This is a genomic window from Streptomyces sp. NPDC045021, assembly GCF_056432645.1.
This window is the reverse complement of the sequence record NZ_JBWKIQ010000001.1, coordinates 802,990-820,094: the sequence shown is the minus strand read 5'-3', so window position 1 is coordinate 820,094 and position 17,105 is coordinate 802,990. Positions and strand designations below refer to the sequence as shown.

11 protein-coding genes are annotated in these 17,105 nt (G+C 72.9%); 9 read left to right on the top strand and 2 right to left on the bottom strand.

Going from position 1 to position 17,105, the window contains the following annotated elements:
* Positions 1-47: 47 nt before the first annotated feature.
* The 7 genes from AC07DC_RS03705 (at position 48) to AC07DC_RS03675 (ending at position 10,098) form a co-directional block, all read left to right on the top strand.
* Positions 48-329 carry a phosphopantetheine-binding protein gene (locus AC07DC_RS03705; protein WP_478911473.1) on the top strand — a complete coding sequence of 94 codons (282 nt, stop codon included), beginning with the start codon at positions 48-50 and terminating at the stop codon, positions 327-329.
* Complete coding sequence (locus AC07DC_RS03700) at positions 316-4,788, top strand: amino acid adenylation domain-containing protein (protein WP_478911471.1); 4,473 nt, start codon at positions 316-318, stop codon at positions 4,786-4,788. Before AC07DC_RS03705 ends, AC07DC_RS03700 begins: the two co-directional genes overlap by 14 nt.
* 90 nt (positions 4,789-4,878) lie before the next feature.
* The gene (locus AC07DC_RS03695; RefSeq protein WP_478911469.1) at positions 4,879-5,943 is read left to right on the top strand and encodes an ABC transporter substrate-binding protein; all 1,065 of its coding nucleotides are present in this window, start codon (positions 4,879-4,881) and stop codon (positions 5,941-5,943) included.
* A gap of 10 nt (positions 5,944-5,953) precedes the next feature.
* Positions 5,954-7,003 (top strand): FecCD family ABC transporter permease, encoded by a 1,050-nt coding sequence (locus tag AC07DC_RS03690; RefSeq protein WP_478911467.1) that lies wholly within the window; start codon positions 5,954-5,956, stop codon positions 7,001-7,003.
* Positions 7,000-7,803: an ABC transporter ATP-binding protein gene (locus AC07DC_RS03685; protein WP_478911466.1), complete on the top strand. Its 804-nt coding sequence runs from the start codon at positions 7,000-7,002 to the stop codon at positions 7,801-7,803. Before AC07DC_RS03690 ends, AC07DC_RS03685 begins: the two co-directional genes overlap by 4 nt.
* 161 nt (positions 7,804-7,964) lie before the next feature.
* Positions 7,965-9,008 carry an alpha/beta fold hydrolase gene (locus tag AC07DC_RS03680; protein ID WP_478911464.1) on the top strand — a complete coding sequence of 348 codons (1,044 nt, stop codon included), beginning with the start codon at positions 7,965-7,967 and terminating at the stop codon, positions 9,006-9,008.
* 136 nt (positions 9,009-9,144) lie between these two features.
* Positions 9,145-10,098: an alpha/beta fold hydrolase gene (locus AC07DC_RS03675; RefSeq protein ID WP_478911463.1), complete on the top strand. Its 954-nt coding sequence runs from the start codon at positions 9,145-9,147 to the stop codon at positions 10,096-10,098.
* On the opposite strand, the gene AC07DC_RS03670 is transcribed toward AC07DC_RS03675, so the two are convergent.
* Positions 10,076-10,225 carry a hypothetical protein gene (locus tag AC07DC_RS03670; protein WP_478911461.1) on the bottom strand — a complete coding sequence of 50 codons (150 nt, stop codon included), beginning with the start codon at positions 10,223-10,225 and terminating at the stop codon, positions 10,076-10,078. The genes AC07DC_RS03675 and AC07DC_RS03670 overlap by 23 nt on opposite strands.
* A gap of 153 nt (positions 10,226-10,378) precedes the next feature.
* On the opposite strand from AC07DC_RS03670, the gene AC07DC_RS03665 reads away from it, so the two are divergent.
* Both AC07DC_RS03665 and AC07DC_RS03660 read left to right on the top strand, forming a co-directional pair.
* Positions 10,379-14,713: an alpha-(1->3)-arabinofuranosyltransferase domain-containing protein gene (locus tag AC07DC_RS03665; RefSeq protein ID WP_478911459.1), complete on the top strand. Its 4,335-nt coding sequence runs from the start codon at positions 10,379-10,381 to the stop codon at positions 14,711-14,713.
* The gene (locus AC07DC_RS03660; protein WP_478911457.1) at positions 14,710-15,720 is read left to right on the top strand and encodes a hypothetical protein; all 1,011 of its coding nucleotides are present in this window, start codon (positions 14,710-14,712) and stop codon (positions 15,718-15,720) included. Before AC07DC_RS03665 ends, AC07DC_RS03660 begins: the two co-directional genes overlap by 4 nt.
* Positions 15,721-15,764: 44 nt before the next feature.
* Here the strand turns inward: AC07DC_RS03660 and AC07DC_RS03655 are convergent, their stop codons facing one another.
* The gene (locus tag AC07DC_RS03655; protein WP_478911456.1) at positions 15,765-16,907 is read right to left on the bottom strand and encodes a glycosyltransferase family 4 protein; all 1,143 of its coding nucleotides are present in this window, start codon (positions 16,905-16,907) and stop codon (positions 15,765-15,767) included.
* Between the last annotated feature and the right edge of the window lie 198 nt (positions 16,908-17,105).

Sequence of the window (17,105 nt, the reverse complement as noted above, 5' to 3'; positions counted from 1 at the left end):
ACGCCCCGCGTGACTTCGAGAGAGACCACATGACTGTGCCTGAGCCCATGACGCCCTCAACGTCCTCGACACCCCTGACGCCGCTCACCCTCGCGGACTTCCGCGCGGACCTGGCCGAGTTGCTCCACCAGCAGCCCGACGAGGTCGACCTGGAGGAGAACCCGCTCTACGCCGGCCTGGACTCGCTGCGCATCGTCACCCTCGCCGAGCGCTGGCGCGCGGCCGGCTCCGAGGTCAGCTTCGTCGAGCTGGCGGAACGCACCTCCTTCGCCCAGTGGTGGCAGCTGCTCTCGGAGCGGCAGTCCGGAGGCGCACGTGCCGACGCCTGACCACCGCACCGCGCCCGGGGACCGCCGGGCCCTGCTCACCGCGCAGGAGGGCATCTGGACCGGCCATCAGCTCGATGTGGACAGCCCCGCGTACAACACCGCCGAATACGTGCAGATCCACGGGCCGGTGGACGTGGCGGCCTTTGACAAGGCCCTGCACCATGTCGTCGGCGAGGTCGAGGCGCTGAACGTACGGTTCGTCGAAGTGGACGGCCGTCCCTGGGAGATCGCGGTCCCCGCCGTGGACTGGCGCCTGCACACCGCGGACCTCACCGCGGAACCGGACCCGCGGGCCGCCGCCACCGGCTGGATGGAGCGCGACCTGGCCCGCCCGGTCGATCTCGCCCGCGACCCCGTCTTCGGGCACGCGCTGCTGCAGACCGGACCGGAGGAGTACCTCTGGTACCACCGCGTCCACCACATCGCGCTCGACGGCTTCGGCCTGTCGCTCGTCGCCCGACGCGTCGCGCACGTCTACACGGCGCTGGCCGAGGGCACACCGCTGGGGGAGAGCGGCTTCGGCACCCTCGAGTCGGTCTTCGAGGAGGACCGGAGCTATCTGGCGTCGAAGCGGCGCGAGATCGACGGCGCCTACTGGACGCGGCGGTTCGCGGACCGCCCGGTTGTACCCAGCCTCGCCGACCGTTCCGCGCTGCCGGCCCGTACCTTCCGGCGGCGGGTGACCGACCTCGGCGCGGCGGAGACCGAAGCGCTGCGCACGGTCGCCCGCGAGCTCTCCGTGACCTGGTCCGATGTGGTGCTCGCGGTCACCGCCGGTTACCTAGGCCAGGTCTCGGGCGAGCCCGAAGTGGTGCTGAGCCTGCCCGCGATGGGCCGGCTCGGTTCGGTGTCGCTGCGGGTGCCGTGCATGGTCCGCAACGTCCTGCCGCTGCGGATCGCGGTCGGCGGCGGCGACACGCTGCGCGATCTGGCCGGCCGCGTCTCGGCGGAGCTGCGCGCCGGGCTGCCGCACCAGCGCTACCGGTACGAGCACCTGCGCCGCGAACTCAAGCTGGTCGGCGGCAAGCGCCGCCTGTCCGGCCCCGGCGTCAACATCATGCCGTTCGAGTACGACCTGCGCTTCGCCGGGCACCGCAGCACCGTCCACAACGTGTCCGCGGGGCCGGTCGACGACCTGTCCGTCAATGTCTACGACCGGGCCGAGGGCGCGGGCCTGCGGTTCGCCTTCGACGCGCACCCGGAGCTGTACAGCGAGACCGAACTCGCCCAGCACCAGTACGCGGTGCTGGCGCTGCTGAACGACGCGACGGCCGCACCCGACCGCCCGCTGGGCGAGCTGGGCACCCGCCGCGCCACCCGGCCCGACAGGACCGTCGTCACCCTCGACGGCGGACCACTGCCCCGCCCCGCGCGACCCGTCCTGGACCTGATCGCCGAGCACGCCGCCACCCGCGGTGACGCGACCGCCGTCGAGTTCGACGGCGCCACGCTCAGCTACGCCGAACTGCTGGCCGCCGCCCGCACCGTGTCCGGCCGGCTGGCCGGTCACGGGACGGAGACCGGGGACCTGGTGATCGTCGCGCTGCCCCGCGGCATCGAGTCCGTCGCCGCCATCCTCGGAGTCCTCCTCGCGGGCGCCGCCTACTGCCCGGTGGACCCCGGCGCCCCCGCCGCGCGGATCGAGACGCTCCTCGCCGAGTCCGGGGCGCGGGCCGTCATCACCACCGCCGGGTACGCCGACCGGTTCACGGGAGGCGGCCTGCCACAGGTCGTGCTGGACGGTTCCGATGCTCCGGACGTCGCGGGTTCGACCGTTCCCGCGCCGGACCAGGACCCTGACCGGCTCGCCTACGTCATCCACACCTCTGGCTCCACCGGCCGGCCCAAGGGCGTGGAGATCAGCCACGCCGCGCTGGCGCACTTCGTGACGGGCGCGACCCACCGGTACGGGATCGGCCCGGACGACCGCGTACTGCAGTTCGCACCGCTGCACTTCGATGCCAGCGTGGAGGAGATCTTCCTGACGCTCTGCGCCGGCGCAGAGCTCGTGGTGCGCACCGACGCGATGACCGAATCCGTCCCGGTCCTGACACGGTCGTGCGAACGGTTGGGGATCACCGTTCTCGACCTGCCGACGGCGTACTGGCACGAGCTGGCGTACGCGGTCTCGACCGGAGCCGCGGCGCTGCCGCCGGGGCTGCGGACCGTCGTCATCGGCGGCGAGGCGGCACTGCCGGAGCGGGTGGACCGGTGGCGGGACGCCGTGGGGCCTTCGGTGCGGCTGTTCAACACCTACGGGCCGACCGAGACGACCGTGGTGGCCACTGTGGCCGAGCTGAACGCGCCGGAACTGGCGCGCGGGGACGTCCCGATCGGCCGTCCGCTGCCCGGCACGACGGCCGTCGTCGTCACCTCGGCCGCGAACGGCGAAGACGCGGATGCCGCCGTCGGCGAGCTCTATCTCGTCGGCGACGCGCTCGCCCGGGGGTACCGGGGCGGCGCGAGCACCGACAGCTCCCGCTTCCAGCCGCTGCCGGAACTTCCGGACCGGCCGCGCGCGTACCGGACCGGCGACCTCGTACGGCTCGGAGCGGACGGACAGCTCCGGTTCGTGGGGCGGGCCGACGACGAGTTCAAGATCAGCGGGCACCGGGTGCAGCCGGCGGAGGTGGAGACCGTCCTCCTCGCCCACCAGGGGATACGGGAGGCGGCCGTCGTCGGGCAGGTGCTGCCGGACGGTACGCGCCGGCTGGTCGCGCATGTCGTCGCCGATCCGCCCGCACCGTCCGCTGCCGAGGTGCGTGAGCACCTGCGGGCGACCCTGCCGGCCGCGATGATCCCGTCCGCCGTCGTCTTCACCGACCGGCTGCCCCGCACCGGCGCGGGCAAGATCGACCGCAACGCACTCGCGGCACCGGCACCGGCGGCGGAGCTGGAGCCTGCCGCGTCGTCCATCGACGTGGCCGGAGCCGCGCCCGCCAACCGGACGGAACAGGTCATCGTCGCCGCCTGGGCACGGATCCTGGGCACCACGGACATCGCTGCGCAGGACGACTTCTTCGACCTCGGAGCTCAGTCCCTGCAGGCGATCCAGGTCGCCAACCGGCTGGGCGTGGAACTGGAGACCGACGTACGCGTCGCCTGGCTCTTCCAGTACCCCACAGCCGCCGAACTCGCCCGCCATCTGGACGACCAGCGGGGCCCGGACGCATCCGGCGCCGCGCAGAGCGGTGCGGTGCCGGACGCCGTACTCGCCGACTCCGTACTCGACGCCGACATCACCTTCCGTCCCACCGCCGAGCCCGCCGCAGCCGACGGCGCGATGGCTGTGACGCCGCCACGGCGGGTGCTGCTCACCGGGGCGACCGGATTCGTCGGCGCCCATCTGCTCACCGAGCTGCTGGCGGCCACCGACGCGGACGTCGTCTGCCTGGTGCGGGCCGAGGACCGGGCGGCGGCCGACGGCCGGATCCGCAGGGCGCTCGCGGAACAGGAACTGACGCTGCCGCCCGGGTCGGAGCGCCGGGTCGTCGCCGAGCCGGCCGATCTCGCGCGCCCGCTGTTCGGGCTCACCGCCGGGCGCTTCGCGGAGCTGGCGGCCGGCTGCGACGCGATCTACCACAACGCGGCGACCGTCAGCATCATGCGCGAGTACGCCAGCCTGCGCGGGCCCAACGTCGAGTCCACCCGGCAGCTGTTGCGGATGGCGGCGGAGCGTTCGATACCGTTCCATCTCATCTCCACGCTGTCCGTCGCGCCGCCCGCAGGAGCGAGCCCCGAGGTGGCGGAGACGTTCCTGCCCGCGCATCCGGGACTGGTCTACGGCTACCAGCAGTCCAAGTGGGCCTCGGAGCGGCTGGTGGAACAGGCCGCGGAACGCGGGCTGCCCGTCACGCTGCACCGGCTCGGCCGCGTCACCGGCGCGGCCGGCACCGGCTACGTCAACGAGCGCGACTTCCTGTGGAGCGTGCTGCGCGCCGGCATACCGGCCGGCATCGTGCCCGACCTCTTCGAGGCCGAGGTGTGGACACCGGTCGACTACGTGGCACGGGCCGTCGTGCGGCTGTCCGCCGCCGTGACGGCCACCGTTCCGGCCGAGCGGCCGGTGTACAACTACGCCCCGGTGCCGACCGTCCGGCTGGCCGATCTCTACTCCTGGATACGGGAGTTCGGCTATCCGGTGGAGCGCATGCCCCTCGCGCGGTGGCGGGCCGAACTGCCGCGCGCCGCCGACGTCGCCACCACCACCCTGGCGTTCTTCGACTCCTGGACCGGCGACGACGACACCGTGGCCGACAGCGCGAGCGCGGAACCCGAGCTGGGACTGGGCCGGGTCGTCGCCGACAACCTGCTGCGCGGGCTCGACGGCAGCGGCATCTCCTGCCCGCCCGTCGACCGGGCGTTGGTCTTCCGCTACCTGGAGCGCTGCGTCGCGACAGGGGCGCTGCCACCACCGGACCGGAGTCGGTACCGCATCCCGCACCAGGGCCGCCGCTGATCCGGAAGATCTGATTCACAACATCCGGGAACCCGGGCGGACTCCGCTCCGACTACTGAAGCGGAGTCCGCACCACCCTGAGGAGCCCGCATGTCATGGAAACGGCCAACCGCCGCATTCGCGGTCGGAGCTCTCTGTCTGGCCACCGCCGCCTGCGGCACCTCGTCGGGGACGGCGGCCTCGGCGGGCAAACCGGAACCGCCAGGGCCCGGCTATCCCGTCACCGTCACCGACTGCGGGCAGAGCACCACGTACACCAAGGCGCCCAGCCGGGTCGTCGTCATGAACGGCGCGTCCGTCGCCGAGGTGTCCTCGATGCTCGCCCTCGGCCTCGGTGACCGCATCGTCGCCAACGCCCAGTCGTACGGCATGTCGGAGGTGCCGGGCCGCGTCCAGGCGATCGCGAAACTGCCCACCGGGGGAGTGAAGCTCAACGACATCCAGGACATCCCGCGCGAAGCGATGCTCAACCTCCGCCCCGACTTCGTGCTCTCCACCACCGGATTCGGCTTCGACCCCAAGAACGGCTACGCCACCCGCAAGGACCTCGCGTCCATCGGCGCACACACCTACATGCCGGTCAAGGGCTGCGACGACGGGACCTCCGTCAAGGGCCCGCCGTCCATCGACGACAGCTATTCGATGCTGCGCGACCTCGGCAGGATCTTCGGCGTCAGCGCCCGCGCCGAGAAGCTGATCGCCGATTCCCGTGCGCGTATCGCCGCCATCAGCGCCAGGGTGAACACGAAGCTCAAGGCCGCGGCCGGAACGGCGCAACCGTCGAAGGTGATGGTGATCTTCTCCAACATGTCGATGGGAGCGAACGAGTTCAGCTCGATCGCCGGCGTCGGCATCTGGAACGACATCCTCGCCAAGGCCGCCGGATCCAACGCGTTCGCCTCCGTCACGAGCAACTCCTTCGCCGACCTCAGCAAGGAGAAGGTCGCCGCCGCACAGGTGGACGCGCTCGTCGTCGTCAGCTATCACGACCCGGATCCCGACGCCTACGCGCGCAGGCTGTTCGCCCAGTTCCCGCAGTGGAAGGCCGCCCGGGACAAGAGGTACACCGTCCTGTCCGACTCCATCTATCTCGGGCCCAGCAACGACATCGCCGTCGAGCGCATCGCCCGGATGCTGCACCCCGAAGCGCTCTGACGCGCCGCCCATGACCCCACGTCCGCTCAGCCCCCGGTCCCCGCTGTCCGTCCTGGTGCTCCTGCCCGCCCTCCTCGCCGTGCTCGTCGTCGTGATGATGGTGGCCGTCGGCATCGGAGCCGTGACCGTTCCCCTCGGGGACATCTGGCACATCGTCGTCGCCCACCTCGGCGGCGCCGCCTTCACCGGCGATCCCGTCCAGGACCAGATCGTCTGGAACTTCCGCATCCCCCGGGTGCTGCTCGCCGCGCTCGCGGGCGGCGGACTCGCCGTCGCCGGGGTGGTGCTGCAGGCGGTGGTCGCCAACCCGCTTGCCGACCCCTACGTCTTGGGCGTCTCCTCCGGGGCGTCGCTCGGCGCCGTGCTGGTCATGACGCTGACCACCGGCGCCCTCGGCGGCCTGGGCGTCTCCTCGGCGGCGTTCGCCGGGGCCATGGCGGCCGTCGTGCTCGTCTTCCTCCTCGGACAGCGCGGCGGCCGGCTGGCACCCACCCGCCTGGTCCTGTCGGGTGTCGCCATCGGCTATCTGTTTCTCGCGGCCACCAGCTATCTGCAACTGCGGGCCACCCCCAACGAGCTGCGCTCGGTGATGTTCTGGATGCTCGGCAGCGTCGCCGGGGCGCAGTGGAGCCAGCTGCCGCTGGTGAGCGGTGCGGTGCTCGGGACGACCGTCGTCCTCGCGCTGTACGGGCGGCGGCTGAACGCGCTGCTGGCCGGGGACGAGTCCGCGACGGCGCTCGGGGTGGAGGTGCATCGGCTGCGGGCCGCGCTGCTGGTGCTCTCCTCGCTGCTGACCGGCACCATCATCGCCGTCGCGGGCGGCATCGGCTTCGTCGGCCTGATGATTCCGCACCTGGTGCGACTCGTCGTCGGCGCCGACCACCGCCGGCTGCTGCCGCTCGCCGCCGTGACGGGTGCGATCTACCTCGTCGTCGTCGATCTCCTGTCCCGCACCCTGGACCGGCCCAACGAACTGCCGCTCGGCATCCTCACCGCACTCTTCGGCGCACCGTTCTTCCTGTGGCTGCTGCGCCGGAACAAGAGCTTGGATTCCGTATGAGACTCAGCGTGGACCGCCTCGACATCACCCTGGACCACCAGCCCATCCTGCGGGACGTGTGCCTGGAGGTGGGGCGGGGCGAGATCGTCGGACTCGTCGGGCCCAACGGCAGCGGCAAGTCCACGCTGCTGCGCGCCGTCTACCGCTCGCTGCGTCCGGAGCGGGGGCAGGTACGGGTCGAGGGTGCCGACATCTGGTCGATCCCCGCCCGCGCCGCCGCACGCCGCACCGCCGCGGTGCTCCAGGACGTCGGCCACGCGTCGGGGCTGTGCGTGCGGGAGATCGTGGCGCTGGGCCGCACCCCGCACCACGGCCTGCTCGGCCGGGACGGTCCCGAGGACCACGAAGCGGTCGACCGGGCGCTGGACCAGTGCGGCGCGCGCCCGCTCGCCGACCGCGACTTCGCCTCGCTCTCCGGCGGGGAGCGCCAACGGGTGCTGCTGGCCCGCGCGCTGGCCCAGCGGCCGCACCTGCTCGTCCTCGACGAACTCACCAACCACCTGGACATCCGCGCGCGGTTCGAACTGCTCTCCCTGATCCGCGCCATCGGGACCACCACGCTGGCCGTCCTGCACGACCTGGACCTCGCCGTCCGGCTCTGCGACCACCTCGTCGTCCTGCGGCAGGGCAGCGTGGTCGCGGCCGGGCCCGTGCTGGACGTCCTCACACCGGCCGTGCTGCGCGACGTCTTCGGCGTCGCGGCGACCGCGGACCGGCACGCCGACGGTGTCGTACGGATCGTCTACGCCGCGGACCCGCTCGCCCTGCAACTGGTCGAACGGACCGCCGCCGCCGGATGATTGCGCCTCCTCACGGCCCCTCCCAGGGGGCGGGGGCGCGCCTTGTCGCGGCGGTGAAACCTTCCGGTAACTCCGCACGCGGTAGGCGTTCCTACGCTCGGTACAGGTGCGGTACGCCCGACCGGCGCGCATACCCGCACGGCGAACAGGGAGGCGTGTCCATGAGTGGAACCTTCAGGCCGAGTTCTCGTGAGGGCCGGCTCCGCCCAGTGATCCACCGGGACGTCGAGCTGCGCCACCACGTCGTGCACGGCTACCGCAGGGCCTACCGGATCGCCGGAGAGGGGCCCGCCATCCTGCTCATCCACGGCATCGGTGACTCCTCCGCCACCTGGGCGGACCTCATCCCCGGCCTGGCGCGCCACCACACCGTCATCGCCCCCGACCTGCTGGGCCACGGCGCCTCGGACAAGCCCCGCGCCGACTACTCGGTGGCCGCCTACGCCAACGGCATGCGGGATCTGCTCGGCGTCCTCGGCATCGAGCGGGCCACCCTGATCGGCCACTCCCTCGGCGGCGGAGTGGCGATGCAGTTCGCGTACCAGTTCCCCGAGCGCACCGAGCGGCTGGTGCTCGTCAGTACCGGCGGAGTGGGCAGGGAGGTCAACCCCGTCCTGCGCGCGGTCTCGCTACCAGGGGCGGACCTGCTGCTCTCGCTGCTCAAACTGCCCACCATGGGCCTGCAGACCCGCGCCTTCGTCCAGTTGATGAAGGTCCTGGACACCGACCTGGGGCAGGACGCGCCCGATCTGCTCAACCTGGTCGACGCGCTGCCCGACGCGACGTCCCGCAGCGCCTTCATCAGGACGCTGCGGGCGGTGGTCGACTGGCGGGGCCAGGTCGTCACCATGCTCGACCGCTGCTATCTGGTGCGGGGTATGCCCACCATGCTGCTGTGGGGGTCGCGGGACAGCGTGCTGCCGGTGCGGCACGCCCACGACGCGCACAGCGCGATGCCCGGCAGCCGTCTGGAGATCTTCGAGGGGGCGGGCCACTTCCCCTTCCACACCGATCCCATCCACTTTCTGTCGCTCGTCGAGAACTTCGTCGCGTCCACCGAACCGGGCAACCTGAGCAGCGAGCAGTGGCGGGAGCTGCTGCGTGCCGGCCGCCGGTGGGAGGGGCTGGTCGGTCTGCCCGGAAACGAGGCCGACCGCGTCACCGGACGGGACCTGAGGGAAGCGAGCGAACGCAGCGCGACCTGAACCGAAGATCCCCTTCTGCATGCCGGCCGCCACCTCCGGGTTCTGGCCGGGAAGGGTAATTGACGGTATGTCAGAACCAGTGGAAGGCTGTCCTTCCCTTGTCCGCACCGCCTTCCGGTCTTCGAGGAGGCCGCCGATGCCGTCCAGCCCTTCCCTCGCGGCCCGGAGGCTGCGCCGGGCCGCGCCGCTGAAGCCGGCCGGGCGCCCGCCCGGCAGATTCGTCCGGGTGGCGAGGCGCGCGGTGCACGTCGTGGAGGACGGGTCGCCCGGCGGACCCGCGGTGGTGCTGGGCGCGGGGCTCGGCGGGGCATGGCTCGGCTGGGAGGCGCTGGTACGGGCGCTGGACGACAACTGCCGGCTGATCCGCGTCGACCGTCCCGGCCTCGGCCGCAGCGAGCCGTCGCCGGATGCGCCGACGCTCACCGGCCAGGCCGCGTGGCTCGCGTCGGTGCTGGACGCCGTCGGTGCCGGCGGGCCGGTCGTCCTGGTCGGGCACTCGCTCGCCGGGCTGTACACCGAGGCGTTCGCCCGGCTGTTGCCCCACCGCACCGCCGCGGTGGTGCTGGTGGAGGCCGCCCCGGAGCAGGAGGTCGGGGCGCCGCTGCGGTGGCCGGGGGCGCGGGTCCGTGCCGCGAAGGGCGCCGGTGAGGTGTTCCGGTGGGCGGGTCTCAGCCAACTGGTGGCGCCCGCGATCCGGCGGCAGGGCGTAAGGACGCAGTCACTGCGCGGCCAGGACCCGGACGACATCGGAGACGCGTACCGCTGCGCCTACGGCGCCGGGCACTGTCTGAAGGCGGCGCTTGTGGAGCGGGTGCTCTTCCGCGATATGAACGCCGAACTCCGCCGTCTCAGAGCCGAATTGGCGTTCCCCGACGTGCCACTTCAGGTCGTTTCCGGCCCGTTGAGCGATCCGCGGCCGCACCGGGAACTGGCCGCGATGAGCGCTCTGGGGCAGTACCGGATGGCGTCCGGAACGCGGCATCTGGTGCCCGTCGACCGGCCGGATGCGATCGCCGACGCCGTCAAGGACGTGCTGTGTGCGGTCGGCCGGAGTGTGCCGACGGCCGTCAGGACGAGACCCCGTACGTGATGAGCGGGACATTGCGCTGCTGTGGAGCCGGATCGTTCACATTGACCAGACCGAAGGCCGCGGCGACCGCGAGGGACGCGCCCGCCACCGCGACGGCGAGGATGATCCACAGGACCTGTACGCCCATCGGTCCGCCTCCTGTGTGGGCCTACCGTTTGCCCCCGGGCTTCCCCAGGCGGCTGCACAGACATTATTGACGGTTTGTCAGCTCCGCAATAGCGTAACCCGCCAGCCACGCCTGTCACGAGTGCTCGACCACCCGGACCGTGGAAGGGGCAGCATGAGTGCCACCGATACCACCGGGCCGTCGCCCGCCGAAGCCGGCGCCCGACGGCCACCGCAACCCGCGCCGGGCGGCCCGGACCGCCCCCGGCTCAGGAGCTGGCTGGCCGGACGGGGCGGCGACCTCGGCGGGGGGTGGGCGGTGGGAGTGTGGGCCGCCGCCTTCCTCGGGCTGCTGCTCCAGGCCCCCGGCCGGATCGTCTCCGACACCAAACTCGATGTGGTCCTCACCCCCGGGGCCTTCCTCGGCCACCTCGGCCAGCTGTGGAACCCGCGCCATGGTTTCGGCGGACTGCAGGACCAGGCGGTCGGCTACGCCTTCCCGATGGGGCCGTTCTATGCGGTGGCCGAGGGGATCGGGGTGCCGCCGTGGATCGTCGAGCGGCTGTGGATGGCGCTGATCGTGGCCGTGGCCTTCTGGGGCACGGTCCGGCTGGCCGAACGTCTCGCCGTGGGTACTGCGGGAAGCCGTCTGGTCGCCGCCGTCGCGTACGCGCTGTGGCCGACGCTCACTTCACTCGTCGGCTCCACCTCCGCCGCCGTCCTGCCGCTCGCCCTGCTGCCCTGGGTGCTGGTGCCGCTCGTCGACGGAGCACGTGCCGGCGCCTCCCCGCTGCGGTGTGCCGCGCGGTCCGGCGTCGCCGTGCTGTGCATGGGCGGGGTCAACGCCGTGTCGGTGCTCGCCGTACTGCCGGCCCCGCTGCTCTACCTGCTCACCAGGACCCCCGGGCCGCGCCGCCGTGCCCTGCTGGGCTGGTGGCTGGGCGCCGTGGCGCTGATCACGGCGTGGTGGTGGCTGCCGCTGTTGCTCCTCGGCGGCTACGGCTTCAACTTCCTGCCGTACATCGAGACGCCGCACACCACCGCGAGCACCATGGCGGCCACCGAGGCGCTGCGCGGTACCGGCAACTGGCTGGACTACCTCAACTTCGGCTCACCCGCGCTCCCTTCGGGCTGGGTGCTGGTCAGCACCGGCTGGGCGGTGGCCGGGACGGGGTTCGTCGCGGCGCTGGGACTGGGCGGGCTGGCACGCTCCGGCATGCCGGAGGCGCGCTGGCTGCGGTGGAGCGTGTGCGCCGGAGCGGTGGCCACGATGGCCGTGTACCCCGGGCGGCTCGGCGGCCCCTTCCACGGCCCGCTGCAGGACTTCCTCAACGGCCCGGGGCAGGCGTTCCACAGCGTCTACAAGTTCCAGCCGCTGATCGCCCTACCGCTGGTGATCGGCCTGGCGCAGCTGCTCGGCCGGCCACCGCGCCGGTCACCGGTGCTGCGCGGCGCCGTGGCCGTTCTGCTCGCCGCCGGACTGCTGGGCGCCGCGCTGCCGTATCTGGGCGGGCGGGTGCTGCAGAGCGGGTCCTTCACCGCTGTGCCCGGGTACTGGCGCGACACCGCCACCTACCTGGCCGGGCACGGCGGGGACGGCCGGGCGCTGCTGGAGCCGGCCGCCTCGCACGGCTACTACGCCTGGGGCACCACCACCGACGACGTGCTGCAGCCGTACGCGGAGTCGGGCTGGGTGCAGCGCACCCTCGTCCCGATGGGCGGCGCGGGATCGCAGCGCTACCTGGACGGCGCGGAGCGTGCCATGTCTTCGGGCACCGAAGTGCCGGGACTGGCCGCCTACCTGGCGCGCGGCGGGATCCGCTACGTCGTGGTGCGGCACGACCTCGACCCGGACCAGTTCGAGTTCATCTCGCCCGCGATATACCACCGCACCCTGCAGCAGTCGGGATTCCGGCTGGTCACCGGGTTCGGCCCGATCACCCCGGCCAGCCCCATCCGCAGCGGAACCCCCCTGCAGATCCAGGCCATCGACCAGCAGCACCGCGCCGTGGAGATCTACGAGGCGACCGACCCGACGCTCCGCCCCGAGGACCCGGTACAGGTCTTCCCCGAGGCCGGCGCCGTCCAGCTCAGCGGCGGCCCGGAATCGCTGCTTCCGGCCGCGGCCGGGGGCCTGCTCAACGGGCGAGCGGTCACCCTCACCGGCGACGCCACCGGCTCGGAGACCAGCCCGCTGGTCGTCACCGACGGACTGCGCCGCACCGACACCTCCTTCGGCCTGATCCGCGACAACGTCTCGTACACGTACACGCCGTCGGGTACCAATCCGCCGGGCCGGGCGGACGGCAGCGGGGGCAATCCACCGCGTCAGCTGCTGCCGCCGTTCCCGGCGGCCGGCCACCAGACCACTGCCGTGATCGACGGCGCGGCCTCGGTCACCGCCTCCACCTACGGTTCCTGGCTGTTCCAGGCGCCCGCCTACGATCCCGTCAACGCCTTCGACGGGGATCCGGCAACCGCCTGGGTCGAGGGCAGCGCCGCCACCCCGGCCGGGCAGTGGCTTCGGGCGGACTTCGGGCGGCGGATCGAACTGTCGGACGGCGTCAAGGTCCGGCTGTTGGCCGACAGTTCCTTCCGGCCGGTCGCCACTCGCATCACCGTCACCACCGACAGCGGCTCGGTCACCGACACCGTCACTCCCGACGGCCGGGAACAGACGCTGCGCGCGCCGGAGGGCGCGACGACCACGCTGAAGCTGACCATCGCCGCCGCCACAGGGGCGGTTCCCGGCGGATTCGGGGCCGGAATCAGCGAGGTGTCGGTACCGGACGTGCGGATCACCCGCTTTCTGCGGGCCCCGCACGACGCGTCGACCAGCGGCCACGGGGGAGTCGTCTACGCCTTCCAGCGGCAGACCACCACCGCCGGAATCACCGGGTCCGCCAACCCCGAGACCCAGCTCGCCCGGATCTTCACCACCGACCAGGGCGAGAACTTCACCGTGGACCTCAGCGCCCTGCCCGCCCCGGGCCCCGCGCTGGACCGGCTGCTGGAGACCACCACCGGGGACCCCGGGGACCTGAGGATCACCGGCAGCCCGGCGCTCGGCGGCCTGCCGCAGTTCCGGCCCGCCAACCTGGTCGACGGCTCCTATCTGACGGGCTGGATCGCGGCCGGACCCGACCCGGCGCTGCACCTGAGCTGGACCGGCGAGCGCACCATCGGCGAGCTCTACCTCAAGGCGGCGGAGGGCATTTCGGCGCCGCCGCTGTCGGTGCGGATCAGCAGTCCCGACGGCGTCCGGGAGGGCCGGGTCGAGGCCGACGGCCATGTCCTCTTCAACCCCGCGCTGCGCACCGACCGGATCGATCTGACGTTTCCTCAGGTCAAGCAGGTGACTGCGTACGACGCGGTGACCGGCACCCGGCTGCCACTGCCGCTCGGGCTGGCCGAGCTCCACTTCCCGGCGCTCGCGGAACTGCGGCACACCGCGGCGGACGCGTCCCGTACCTTCCAACTCCCGTGCGGCAGCGGACCTGCGGTCACCGTGGACGGTACGCAGTACCCGACCTCCGCGACCGGCACCCTGGGCGATCTCACCGACGGACTGCCGGTGCGGGTGACGCTGTGCACCACCGGCGGGCAGCTCCAACTGGGGGCGGGGGAGCACCGGATCAGCTCACCGGGCAGCGGTGTGCCCGTCGCCGTCACCGATGCCGTACTGACGGGCGCGGCGGCCAACGACAGCCTGCGCGCGTCGGCGCCGGCCGGCCGGCCGGCGCGGGAACTGACCCGTTGGGAGTGGGGGGACGAGGACCGCAGCGTGCAGGTCGGCCCCGGCGCCGAGGCCTACGTCGAGGTCCACGAGAACCGGGCGGACGGCTGGACCGCGACCCTGAACGGCAAGGAGCTGCGGGCGGTCACCCTGGACGGCTGGCAGCAGGGATACGTCATTCCGGCGGGCGAGGCGGGCACGCTGCGCCTGCACTACCGCCCGGCCACCGCCTACGTCCTCGCGCTGGTGGTGGGCACCGTACTGGCGCTGCTCGTCGTCGCGGCGGCCTGCGGTGCGTTCGGCCGCCGCCGCGGCGCGGACCGCCCGGAGGTCGCCGAACGGCCTCCCGGGGCGCTGGCCGGAGCGGTGGTGGCGGTACTCGTCCTGGTGGTGGTCGGCGGCCCGATGGCGCTGGCCGCCGTCGCGATCGCCCTGCCGGCCCGGCGGCGGGCGTCCGTCGCGCCGGCGGTCGCCGTCGCCGCGATGACGGCCGCGGCCATCGTCGCCGCGGTGGCCGCCCAGGACGGACTGGCGCCGGGACGCGGGGCGTTCGGGCCCGTGGCACAGGGACTGGCCCTGACAGCGCTGGCCGCCGCCGTGACCCCTGGCGGACCGTGGAACCGGGTCCGGGGGCGAATCAGGCGCCCGGCCCGCGAGCCGGACGGAAGGGGTGGCGGCGCGGTCGAGGGCGGGCCCGAGGGCGCGGACGGTCCGCGCCATCCGGAAGCGGCCGGTGAAGGCACCGGCCGGACGGCACGGGAAGCGCCCGGGTGATCACCGGCCTCGTCGTGACGCTCCTCGCCGCGGTCTTCTACAACGTGGGCGTGCTGGTGGAGAAGACCGCGCTGACGGCGTTGCCCGCCCTGCGGGTGCGGGCGCCCGTCGCGCTGTTCCGGACGCTGTTCGGACGGCCGCTGTGGCTGCTCGGCTTCCTGCTGATGCTGCTCGGCCTAGCGTGCCAGGTGACGGGACTGGCGCTGCTGCCGATCACCGTCGCCCAGCCGATGCTGGCGGTCGGCCCCGCGGTCGTCGTGGCGGGCTCCGCACTGGTGCTCAAGGAGCGCATCAGCCGGGCCGACTGGCGCGCGCTGGCTGTGATCGGCTGCTCGCTGGTGATGCTGGGCCTGAGTTACGACCCGGGTGAGGAGCGGGTCGCGCACGGAGATCACCCGGTCGCGGTGACCCTGGTCGCCGGCGTGTCCGGCGCGGTGGCCCTGCTGGTCTTCGCCGCTGCCGGGCGGACGGCCAACGGCGTGGTCTACGGCGTCGCCGTCGGACTGCTCAACGGTGTCGGTGGACTGCTGGGAAAAGCCAGTGCCGTCGTGCTGGCCGGCGCCGGAGGCGGGGCTCCGGCCGCGCTGCGAGCTCTGGCCGCGACCCCGTATCCGTACCTGTGCTGTGTCTTCGCCGTCGTGATGCTCGGCGCCCTGCAGATCGGGCTGCAGCGCTCGCGGGCCGCGATCCTCGTGCCGGCCCAAGTGGTGGTCGGCAACGCGCATGTGATGGTGAGCGGCACCCTGATCTTCGGCGAGCGGCTGCCCGCCGACCCGCTGCGGCTCACGTTGCGGCTCACAGCCCTGGTGGTCTCCCTCGGGGTGCTGGCCCTGCGGCAGCGCGCCGCCGCCGATCAGGGCGCGACCGACCCGGTGGCGGCCCCGGTGAAAGCCCCGTCGGCGGCCGGTGTACCGGCCCGGCGGCGTGCACCGGGCCGGCACCGCCGGGTGACAGGCGCGGCCATGGGCGAACGGCCACGGCGGGCAGGTGACGCCCCCGACGGATGACGACGGATGACGGCGGACAGTGGGGCCGTCCCCGTCGCCGCTCTTCAGTTGCGCAGCCGGTCCCTTTCCAGCGCCTCGTCCACCACCCCCGCGAACCGCTCGACGGTTTCCGTCCACTGAAGGGCCAGAGCCCGGCGGCGGGCCGCGTGGCCCATCGCCGCGCGCCGTCGCGGATCGAGGGCCAGGCTGGCCCAGGCCGAGGCGAAACCGGCCTCCGTGCCGGTGAGCAGCCCGGTGCGGCCGTGCGTGACCGAGTCGCGCAGCCCGGGAACGTCGAAGCCGACCGCCGGCGTCCGGCGCACCGCGGCCTCGGTGATCACCAGTCCCCACCCCTCGACCTGGGCGGGGTGCAGGAGCAGCCAAGCGGTGCCGAGCAGATGCTGCTTCTCCGACTCGGAGATTCTCCCGGTGAACCGCACGCCGGGACCGGCGAGCTGTTCCAGCCGGGGCCGCTCCGGACCGTCGCCCGCGATGACCAGTGTGCCGCCGGTGACCGGACGGACCCGCTTCCACAGCCGCAGCAGCAGGTCGATGCGCTTGTAGTCGGCGAGCCGGCCGAGCGCCAGGAAAAGCGGTTCCCGCGCCTCGGGGGCGATGGCGCCGACGTCCTCGACCCCGTTGGTGATGACGCGGATGCGGTCCCGGTCGACACCGATCTCCACCAGGGCGCCGGCGGTGGACGGCGAGACGGCCACGAACAGGTTGCTCCGGTGGGCGCGCGGCATCAGCACCGTCTCGGCGTAGCGGCCGGCCGTGGCGACCGGCCGCCGGTAGCGGATCCCCCACAGTTCGCTGTGCACATGGTTGACCAGGCAGACCGAAGGAGTGCCGCGCAGCCACAGCGGTACGAGGTAGGGCAGGCCGTTGCAGACCTCCACCAGCAGATCGCAGTCGCCCAGCTGCCGCCGCACGGCGAGCGGGGCGGCGAGGAACTGGCTGTAGGCGCCGCCGTTGCGGACGACGCGGTACGGACGGCCGGTGCCGACCGGCCCGCCGCAGACCAGCGTGACCCGGTGGCCCCGGTCCGTGAGCCCGTGCGCCAACCGGTCGATGAGGAGTTCTGAGCCGCCGGCCTGGGGGCTGGCCAAGTCACGGCCGGCGAGGAAGCCGATGTGCAGTGCAGGTCGCGCAGGTGCGGTCAGCGGTACGTGCGGAGCCGGACGGGGTGGGGCGGGTCCGGTTGCCATGGGCGGAGGTCCTTTCGCCGGGTGGTGACGAGGGTGGTGACGAGAAGGAAGAGGCCCTACCGTAGGTAAGAGTTGACGGACCGTCAATCATGTGAGTAGGCATCCGGGGTCCCCGGGAGGGCGGGTCCGGTGGCCAATGGCGGCATGGGCGGCGTCCCCTGCGCGCTGGGTGGGTCGTGCGGGTTAACAAGCCAGTTA

Excerpts from the sequence above, each read along its gene's own strand:
- AC07DC_RS03655 (WP_478911456.1), bottom strand. The coding sequence starts at position 16,907 with ATGGCAACCGGACCCGCCCCACCCCGTCCGGCTCCGCACGTACCGCTG.
- AC07DC_RS03680 (WP_478911464.1), top strand. The coding sequence starts at position 7,965 with ATGAGTGGAACCTTCAGGCCGAGTTCTCGTGAGGGCCGGCTCCGCCCA.
- AC07DC_RS03670 (WP_478911461.1), bottom strand. The coding sequence starts at position 10,225 with ATGGGCGTACAGGTCCTGTGGATCATCCTCGCCGTCGCGGTGGCGGGC.
- AC07DC_RS03665 (WP_478911459.1), top strand. The coding sequence starts at position 10,379 with ATGAGTGCCACCGATACCACCGGGCCGTCGCCCGCCGAAGCCGGCGCC.
- AC07DC_RS03675 (WP_478911463.1), top strand. The coding sequence starts at position 9,145 with ATGCCGTCCAGCCCTTCCCTCGCGGCCCGGAGGCTGCGCCGGGCCGCG.
- AC07DC_RS03685 (WP_478911466.1), top strand. The coding sequence starts at position 7,000 with ATGAGACTCAGCGTGGACCGCCTCGACATCACCCTGGACCACCAGCCC.
- AC07DC_RS03695 (WP_478911469.1), top strand. The coding sequence starts at position 4,879 with ATGTCATGGAAACGGCCAACCGCCGCATTCGCGGTCGGAGCTCTCTGT.
- AC07DC_RS03705 (WP_478911473.1), top strand. The coding sequence starts at position 48 with ATGACGCCCTCAACGTCCTCGACACCCCTGACGCCGCTCACCCTCGCG.
- AC07DC_RS03690 (WP_478911467.1), top strand. The coding sequence starts at position 5,954 with ATGACCCCACGTCCGCTCAGCCCCCGGTCCCCGCTGTCCGTCCTGGTG.